Source organism: Pseudomonas sp. CF161 (genome assembly GCF_000416215.1).
Classification (GTDB): Bacteria; Pseudomonadota; Gammaproteobacteria; order Pseudomonadales; family Pseudomonadaceae; genus Aquipseudomonas.
On record NZ_ATLP01000116.1, the window covers coordinates 1 to 6026 of the forward strand.

The following is a 6026-nucleotide window of genomic DNA, read 5'->3' on the forward strand; positions in this document are numbered from 1 at the left end:
CCAGACGCCCGTGCCGCCCCCCGGCGTCGAGCCCGCCAGCCCGAGCTATCGCTTCAACCCGCGCCTGCTGCGCGGCGCCGGCGATGCCGAACTGAGCGTCGAACACCTGAACCGCCGCCGGACCCTCGCGCCCGGGGAGTATTCGGTGGACCTGGCGCTCAACGGCCTGGAACTGGGTCGGCATGACGTGCACTTCAGCCGCCAGGACGCGGCGACGGTCAGCGCCTGCTTCACCCGCGCCCAACTGCTGGAACTGGGCGTGCGCGAAGAGCGCCTGGGCGACCTGGACGATTCGACCTGCACCCCACTGGCCCGCCAGATCAGCGGCGCCAGCGAGCGCCTGGACATCGCCCAGCTGCACCTGGCGCTGTCCATTCCCCAGGCGCATCTGCAAGCCCAGCGCCGCGGCGAAGTCCCGCGGGAGGCCTGGAACCACGGCGACAACCTGGGCTTCATCAACTACAACGCCAGCTATTTTCAGGCCACCCGGCGCGATGTCGCGACGTACTCCAGTTACCTGGGGCTGCAATCGGGGGTCAACCTCAATGGCTGGCGGCTGCGGCAGCAATCCAGCCTGACCGGGGCCAGCGGCAGCAGCGAACAATGGAAAGCCCTGCGCACCTACGCGCAATACTCACTGCCCGACCTGAGCAGCCAATTGACCCTGGGCGAGAGCTTTACCAGTGGCCGCCTGCTGTCGAGCATGGCCTACCGAGGCGTGCAACTGGGCAGTGACGAACGCATGCTGCCCGACTCCCTGCGCGGCTATGCGCCCACCGTGCGCGGTGTCGCCCAGAGCAATGCGCGGGTCATCGTGCGCCAGGACGGCAACGAGCTGTACCAGACCACCGTGGCCCCCGGCAGTTTCGAGATCGACGACCTCTACCCCACCGGCTACGGCGGCGACCTGGAGGTGGAGGTGACCGAAGCCGATGGCCAGGTCAGCCGCTTCAGGCAACCCTTCAGCGCCCAGCCCGACGCCCTGCGCCCGGGCCTGACCCGCTACTCGCTGACCGCCGCGCAAACCCGCGACACCGGCATGGGCACCACGGCGCATAGTTTTTTCGAGGGCAGCTATGAATACGGGCTGAGCAATGCCCTGAGCCTGCGCAGTGCCAGCCGCGCCGCCGAGGGCTACCAGAGCCTGTTGCTCGGCGGGGTCTACAGCCATCGCATTGGGGCATTCGGCCTGGACAGCACCGTGACCCGCGCCGACACCCCCGACGCCCGCAAGCGCGGCGCCATGAGCCAACTCAGCTACAGCCGCACCTTTCAGGGCAGCGGCACGGGCTTGAGCCTGAGCACCGCACGCTACTCCAGCGAAGGCTACCGGGAACTGATCGACGTGCTGGGCGAACGCGCCCGCGAGCACGTCCCGCAGAACTGGAGCTCGCGCAGCTACCAACAGAAATCCCGCGTCAGCCTGCAAATCAACCAGGCCCTGGGCGACTACGGAACGCTGTACGCATCGGCCTCGCAGCAGCACTACCGCAACCGCGAGCAGCGCGACCGCCAATTGCAGATGGGCTACTCGATCATGCTCGGCAAGGGCGTGGGCCTTAACCTGTCGCTGGCCCGGCAATACGACGGCCTCGGCGAACACAGCCAGACCCGGCAGATGCTGTCCCTGAGCGTGCCGCTGGGGCGCACCAGCGGCGCGCCGAAACTGGCCACCAGCTTCAGCCACAGCCCGGACCGCAGCGACCAGTACCAGGCCAGCCTGTCCGGCACCACGGGCGGCGAAAGCGACCTCAACTACGGCCTGCACCTGAGCCGGGCCGGTGGCGGTGGCGGTGGCGATGCCGAAGACTCGATCATCGGCGGCACCCTGCAACAGCGCCAGGCCAACGCCACAGTGGGCGCCAGCCTGTCGCGCGGCGAGGACTTCTGGCAGGGCTCGGCCAGCGCCATGGGTGCCCTGGTGCTGCACGAGGACGGCGTGACCGGTGCGCCGTACCTGGGCGAGACCTTTGCCCTGATCGAAGCCAAGGGCGCCGAAGGGGCGCGGGTCATGAACGGCCAAGGCGCCCGGATCAACGCGGCCGGCTATGGCGTGATGCCCAGCCTCAATCCGTTTCGCTACAACGACGTCGGCTTGAGCAGCCATGGCCTGCAAGGCGACGTCGAGTTCAAGCAGACCCAACGCCGGGTAGCACCGATGGCCGGCGCCGCGCTGCGCCTGCGCTTCGAAACCCTGGCCGGGCACGCCCTGCTGATTCGCGCACCCCGCCACGATGGGCGAGCGTTGCCGATGGGCGCGGCGGTGTACGACAGCGACGAGCGCGAGGTCGGCATGGTCGGCCAGGCCAACCAACTCTATGCCCGGGTCGAACAGCCACACGGCCAGCTGCGGGTGAGCTGGGGCGAGGCCGCCAGCGAGCAATGCCAGGTGGCCTACCGTATCGACCCAAGCGAACGCCTGAACCCGCTGATATCCATCGTTTCGACCTGCGCCCCTGGCGCGGTCGAGACCTCTACCACGAGCCCTGCGGCATGAACCTGCGCCCCCCTTGCTGGACCCTCCTGAGCCTGATCCTGTGCCTCGCCGCCAGCCCCTCGGCCCAGGCCCTGTGTCGCAGCGTCTGGTCCTACAGCGCCCACGACAGCGCCAATGGCAATCCGGGGCTGGCCCCCATCAATATCCACGCCGAGCACCTGCAACCGGCGGGCAGCGTACTGGCCAGCGCCAACCTGTCGGTGGCGCGCAACGCACGGGTCGACCCCGAGGAACTGGCCTATGAATGCCTGCCGCAGGACGGCCCGTTCTACGAGTACTTCGCCACCAATGGCAGCGACCCGCTGAGCGGCCAGCACCCCGTACGCGACATGCCCGGCTACTACCACAGCCAGTGGCACGACGTCGGCCTGCGGCTGATCCACAACCAAAGCGGACAGGCGTTCAGCCGGTTCTGGCAACGGCGGCAGATCCAGGGCGACTACAACCGGCAAACCGGTCGGGTGGAGTTTCGCGCGCGGCACTTCAGCGACGTCACTCTGGAGCTGGTGAAGCTTGGCGCCAGCGCCAACCCCCTTTCAGGCGCACCGGGCGAGGGCCTTTACAGCCACGCCCGCGCCAACGGCTACATCGCCTTTCAAGGCGCCGGGCTCGGGGCCGGCCTGAGCCCCGGCTGCGACTCGGCCAGCGGCTGCGGCGGCCAGCGCCCACAGTGGACGGCGGCAATCGGCCTGTGGAACGCAGCGCACATCAGCCGCCACAGCAGCTGCGAAGTGCGCTCGGCCACGCCACAGGTCGATCTCGGGCAGTTATCCGCCGTGCGCCTGCAACAGGGCGGCGCGCGCCTGGCGCATTTCAATGTGGATATCGAGTGCAGCAATGCCGGCGCCCGCAACAGCATCAACCAGGCTCAGGTGGCGTTCCTGGCACCGATGCACAACCGTCAGGCGCTGGCGCGCCACTACCCGCAACAGCTGGACCCCAGCGGTAACGCGCGGGTATTGCTGTCCAGTGGCTACGGGCAGTCGCCCGGGGTGGCCGGCGGCGTCGGCATCCAACTGGTGGACCGCCAGCAAAACCCGCTGCTGCTGATCAGCGACGGCTGCGGCGGCGACCTCAACAACGCCGCCTGCCCCAACGCGCGCCACGCACAACCGGGCTGGTATCCGCTGGCCCAGCATTTTCAGAATGTGCTGCAAGAGCAACGCGGCCTGAGCCGCTACAGCGGGCAGTTCAGCGCGCGCCTGGTGCCGCTGGCGCCACAGGTCAGCCCGGGGCGAGTCGAGTCGAGCGTCACGGTCCTGGTGCGGCTGCCATGATCCCGCGCACCGCCCTGTGGCTGCTGGCCCTGCTGTGCACCTTGCCGGCCCAGGCCGGCCTGCTGCTTTCCGCCAGCCGGGTGATCTACCCGGCCGATGCCCGCGAACGTCACCTGGAGATCGTCAACACCAGCCCGTACCCGGTGCTGGTACAGGCCTGGGTCGACGATGGCGAAAGCCACAGCGCAACAGCCCTCGGCGATAGCCCATTCGTGGCCTTGCCCGCGGTTCTGCGCCTGGAGCCATCGGCCCGCCACACCATCCGCCTGCTGTACAACGGCCAGGCACTGCCCCAGGACCGCGAGAGCCTGTTCTGGCTCAACCTGCTGGCGATCCCGCCCGACGCCAGCCAGCAAGCCTTCGGCGAACACTTGACCATCAGCCTGCAAACCCAGATCAAGCTGCTGTGGCGCCCCCACGGGCTTGGCGCGCCGCAACAGCTCGCGCAGCAGCAGCGCTTCTCGTTGTCGGCCGCTGGCAACACCTTGTGCTGGCGCAACCCCACGGCGCATTACGTGACCCTGGCCGAGCTACACCTGCAAGGCCAGGCGCCATTGCCCGGGCAGATGCTCGCGCCGTTTGCCACCAGCTGCCAGGCGCTCACCCACAACGCCCCCCGCACCAGCCGCGTGGAGGCACGCCTGGTCGACGATCGCGGCGCACTGCATGAGTTTCAACGCCCGCTGCAACCTGACGCCTGATGCGCTGCGGGCCGCCCCGCTCCCGAGCACTTCAGCGGGGCCTGGAGCGCCCGGGCCCCACTGCAACCACCTGGACTGACTCTCGTACTCGTCCCATGGGCGCTCCTCCCCCTCGACGGCATTCTGCTCGCGCCTCCAAAGACAGGGTAAGAACCCCATCTGGATCCCGTCTTTGAAGGCTCTGTAGCTAATTAAAAAACAATCAAGGATTTACGATGATTCAAAGTAAGCGTGCTCGTGCTCTGCGCAAACTGCCTCTGGCCATGGCCATCGGCCTGGCTACCCTGGCTTCGCAACAAGTGATCGCCCACGGCTTTGTTGAAACTCCCAAGTCTCGCTCGATGATGTGCAACCCCGACTTCGGCGGCGGTTTGAACACTGGCTGCGGCAGCCATCATGTACGACGCGCAGAGTGTGGAATACGGCAAAGCGGCTGCTACGCAGCATCACACCGGCAGCTTCTGCTCAGACCCGTTCTCGGTATGCGGTCCGCAAAACGGCCATATCGCCAGCGGTGGTATCCAGACCTACAACCAGCTTGATGAACAGACCAGCACCCGCTGGACCAAGACCACCATCAAACCGGGCATGAACGACTTCAGCTGGCGCTACAGGGCCGGCCACGCTACGGGCTTCCACCAGTTCTACATCACCAAGAAAGACTGGAATCCAAACAAGCCGTTGACCCGCGAATCCTTCGAACTGACGCCTTTGCTGCATCAAGAAGGCAACAGCGTCGTCATGCCGACCAACAAGACCTCCACCCACAAGGTCAATATTCCCGCTGATCGCGCCGGCTACCATATCGTTCTCGCCGTATGGCACGTTTCCGATACTTACGCGACCTTCTATCAGCCAATCGACGTCATCATCGATAACGATGGTGTCCCGGTTTCGCAATGGAACCAGATCGGCAACGTAGAGGCTGAAGCACTGGAAGTCGGCGACACCGTGTCGACCCGCGTATTCACCGCTAGCGGTGATCAGGCCGCTCGCAGCACCGTGCTCAAAATCGAAAACGTGGAACAGGCCAAGCCTAATAACTGGCCTTTCCTGCTGGCCGAGAAAGTCAACAAGGCCAATGCTGGCTACCAGATGGGTCTGGTCGATGCTGACGACAAAATCAAACCCAACTACGGCACCAACGGCATCTTCATCAATGCCAAGAGCGACGTGACCCAGGTCATGATCCAGAAAGACCAGCCTAACAAGCCAGGCACCCTGGTCCTGAGCGGTCTGGCTGCGGATTACACCCTGAATAACGGCGCGGCCGACCTGCACTTCAACGCTATCGCTCTGGGTGGCAAGTACACCGTCGATGCGACCGTGCTCAAAGCCGGCGGCGGCATCGTCATTCAGCAGCAGGGCGAAGTCGGGCAAAACACTCCGCACTTCTCCCTGGCACTGAAGGACGTCACAGCCGGTGACTACGACCTGGTGGTCGTGGCCAAGCCGGAAAAAGGCGAGCTGCTGCAGAAGACTCACAGCTTCAAACTCAAGGATGCCCCGGTCGGCGGTGGGTACGACTTCGTCTTCCCTGAAGGCCTGGAC

4 protein-coding genes are annotated in these 6026 nt (G+C 66.0%); all 4 read left to right on the top strand.

The genetic code is table 11. The annotated features are described in order from the left end of the window. A partial coding sequence (locus tag CF161_RS27445; protein ID WP_020299892.1) for a fimbria/pilus outer membrane usher protein occupies positions 1–2497 on the top strand: 2497 nt, incomplete at its 5' end. Then, positions 2494–3774 carry a fimbrial protein gene (locus tag CF161_RS27450; protein WP_020299893.1) on the top strand — a complete coding sequence of 427 codons (1281 nt, stop codon included), beginning with the start codon at positions 2494–2496 and terminating at the stop codon, positions 3772–3774. The genes CF161_RS27445 and CF161_RS27450, both read left to right, overlap by 4 nt. Further along, on the top strand, positions 3771–4475 hold the full coding sequence (locus tag CF161_RS27455; protein WP_020299894.1) for a molecular chaperone: 705 nt from the start codon (positions 3771–3773) through the stop codon (positions 4473–4475). Before CF161_RS27450 ends, CF161_RS27455 begins: the two co-directional genes overlap by 4 nt. Before the next feature lie 396 nt (positions 4476–4871). Further along, positions 4872–6026 (top strand): lytic polysaccharide monooxygenase (locus CF161_RS27460; RefSeq protein WP_020299895.1); only part of this gene is annotated, 1155 nt, incomplete at its 3' end.